Origin of the sequence: Streptomyces sp. SID4985 (genome assembly GCF_009863025.1) — a bacterium.
Lineage (GTDB): Bacteria > Actinomycetota > Actinomycetes > Streptomycetales > Streptomycetaceae > Streptomyces.
Map to the genome: position 1 here is coordinate 1 of NZ_WWIR01000050.1, position 2,737 is coordinate 2,737.

The 2,737-nt window shown below is 74.6% G+C and carries 2 protein-coding genes and 1 pseudogene; 2 read left to right on the forward strand and 1 reads right to left on the reverse strand.

Annotated elements, in window-relative coordinates; all coding sequences use genetic code 11:
- Both GTW40_RS02255 and GTW40_RS02260 read left to right on the forward strand, forming a co-directional pair.
- Positions 1 to 374: pseudogene (locus GTW40_RS02255) on the forward strand (ATPase); the annotation flags it as partial.
- Positions 375 to 516: 142 nt separating this feature from the next.
- Positions 517 to 1,440 carry a hypothetical protein gene (locus tag GTW40_RS02260; protein ID WP_202485271.1) on the forward strand — a complete coding sequence of 308 codons (924 nt, stop codon included), beginning with the start codon at positions 517 to 519 and terminating at the stop codon, positions 1,438 to 1,440.
- Between the two features lie 158 nt (positions 1,441 to 1,598).
- Here GTW40_RS02260 and GTW40_RS02265 read toward each other — a convergent pair whose 3' ends face one another.
- Positions 1,599 to 2,642: a lactonase family protein gene (locus tag GTW40_RS02265; protein WP_161178458.1), complete on the reverse strand. Its 1,044-nt coding sequence runs from the start codon at positions 2,640 to 2,642 to the stop codon at positions 1,599 to 1,601.
- Between the last annotated feature and the right edge of the window lie 95 nt (positions 2,643 to 2,737).

Below are 2,737 nucleotides of genomic sequence, written 5' to 3' on the forward strand. Positions count from 1 at the left end.
ATCCGCGCACCGACCGCGCCGCCGTGCTCGCCTCCTTCGCGCCCGCCGTGGGCGAGTGCGCGGCGCACGATCCGGTCGCGGCCGGGATCCTGCGTACGGCGGCCCGGCATCTCGCCGAGTCGGCCGCCGCCGTGTGCCCGGCGGACGGGGAGCCCGAAGTGGCGCTCACAGGTGGCCTCTTCCACCTCGGCGAACCTCTACTGGCGCCCCTGCGCGAGGAGTTGGCGAAGCGGCTGCCGCACGCCAGGTCCGTACCGGCCGAGGGCGATCCGCTGCGCGGTGCGGTCCGGCTCGCGGAGGGTCTCGCGGCCGGCCGATGCGATGTCCCGATTGCGCCGACCATGCTCCATGTGGTCACCATAAGTGCGGATTGAGTCCGCCGAATCATCAACTGTCCGGTGCGGGGCGGGAAGAGCCGCCCCACCTGCGCAACTCATCAGACAAAACCGGACGGATACCGCTCACCTGCACCCTCCCCGAACAGGGGAGCACAGGAAACCAGTAACATGCGGCGCCATGAGCTCCCCCACTGGACCCGAGTCCGGCCTCCCAGTACGAATGCCGCGACCCCGCCAGCCAGGACGTCACCGTCGTCCGGAACCGCTGGTGGCTCCCGAGGACGCGCCCGCGTTCGTCCTCGCCGTGCCCGGCGCGCCCAGCGCCGCCACGCGCAGCCTCGCCGAGGAGGTCGTGAGCATCGCCCGCTCCGAGCTGCCCGGCCTGGATGCCAGGATCGGCTACCTGGACGGGGACGACGCGGACTTCCCGACCCTCAAGTCCGTGCTGGCACGGACCGCCGAGGAGCGCACCGCCCGCTACGAGCAGGCCCTCGCCGCCGGAAGTGACCCGAAGAAGCCGGAGGGCCCGGTCGCCGCGGTCGTCCCGCTGCTGGCCGGCCCCGACGGCGCCCTGCTGCGTCAGATCCGCCAGGCGATGATGGACAGCCGCGTCGCCGCCGAGCTGACCGATGTGCTCGGCCCGCACCCGCTGCTCGCCGAGGGCCTGCACGTGCGGCTCTCCGAGGCGGGCCTGGCCCGTGCGGACCGTGCCCGTCTGTTCACCGTGGCGACCGCGGCCGACGGCATCATCCTGGCCTCCGTGGGCGGCGAGGAAGCCGTGCAGGCGGCCGGTATCACCGGCATGCTGCTCGCCGCGCGCCTGGCTGTGCCGGTGATCGCGGCGGCGCTGGACCAGGAGGGCTCGATCGCCTCCGTGGCCGAGCAGCTGCGCGCGTCCGGCTCGCAGCAGCTGGCCCTCGCGCCGTACCTGATCGGTCCGGAGATCGACACGTCGCTGCTCACGGCGGCCGCCGAGGAGGTGGACTGCGCCACCTCGGAGGCGCTGGGCGCCTATCCGGCGATCGGCAAGCTCGCGCTCGCCAAGTACACGACGGCGCTGGGCATCGCCCCGGAGCAGCCGCAGGGCGCGCCGGTCCGCTGACGCGGCACGACACCCGTACGACATGAGGGGCCCGCACCGGGAGACCGGGGCGGGCCCCTTTCGCATGCCCGAGCAGGCCCTCCCGCGTACCCGAGCCAGGTCCTCCCGCGCGTCTGAGCAGGCCCTTCCGCGTGCCTGAGCGGGGTTCTCCGGGCCGTTCAGTCGAAGATCACGCAGGAGGCGGCGGGGACCTCCAGGGAGCCGTCGTAGCGCGGCAGGCCGGTCTTCGCGTCCACGGTGAACCAGGTCACGCCGCCGGAGCGTTCGTTGGCGGCGTAGAGACGGCCGTCGTGCTCGGCCAGGGCGCGCGGCCAGTGGCCGCCGCTGGGGACGGTGCCGAGCGGTCTGAGGCCGTCGCCCTCGACGCGGAAGGCGGACAGGACGTCCTCGCCGCGGGTCGCGGTCCACACGAAGCGGCCGTCGGGCGCGACCACGATGCCGGAGGGGTAGGCGTCCCCGGCCGGGGCGCCGGGCAGGACGGGGACCTCGGTGAGCGGCCGCAGGGAGCCCGCGCCGGAGTCCCAGCGGCAGACGGTGACGGTGGGGGTGAGTTCGTTGACGACGTAGGCGTGCGCGCCGTCGGGGTGGAAGACCAGGTGGCGGGGTCCGGAGCCGGGCCGCAGGGCGATCTCGCGGTGCAGCACGGGCACGCCCGCCTCCAGGGCGCACACCCGCACCGAGTCGCTGCCGAGGTCCACGCTGACGGCCCAGCGCCCCTCGGGGTCGGCCTGCACCTGGTGGGGGTGCGGGCCGCGCTGGCGGCGGTCGTGCGGGCCCGATCCGGTGTGCTGGAGCTGCCCGGAGGGCGCGGGCGCGAGGCTGCCGTCGGAGCGTACGGGGACGGCGGTGACGGTGCCGCTGCCGTAGTTGGCCGTGAGCAGATGACCGGCGTGCAGGCCGAGGTGCGTGGGCCCGCTGCCGTCCACCGGCACGGGCGGCCCGGCGGGCTCCAGCTTGTCCCCGCGCACCCGGTAGGCGGCGACCGCGCCCTCGGCAGTCTCGCTGACCGCGTAGAGCATGTCCCCGGCGGGAGACAGAGCGAGGTACGACGGGTCGGGCACGGCGCCGAGACCGCCGGTGCGGATCAGGGCGCCGTCGTCGGGCCGGACCTCGGCGGTCACCAGACCGGGACCGCCGGCCGCCGTGTACGAGCCGATGAACGCCCGGCGGGGCACCTGTCCGCGTTGGCCGCTGTCTGCCACCTTGTCCCCTTTCGGTCCGAGAACAGTGCCGACGCTAGCAGCAGGTCACAACCGGTCTGGACCAAATGGCGGAGGGGTGCGCGCCGGGGCGGCGG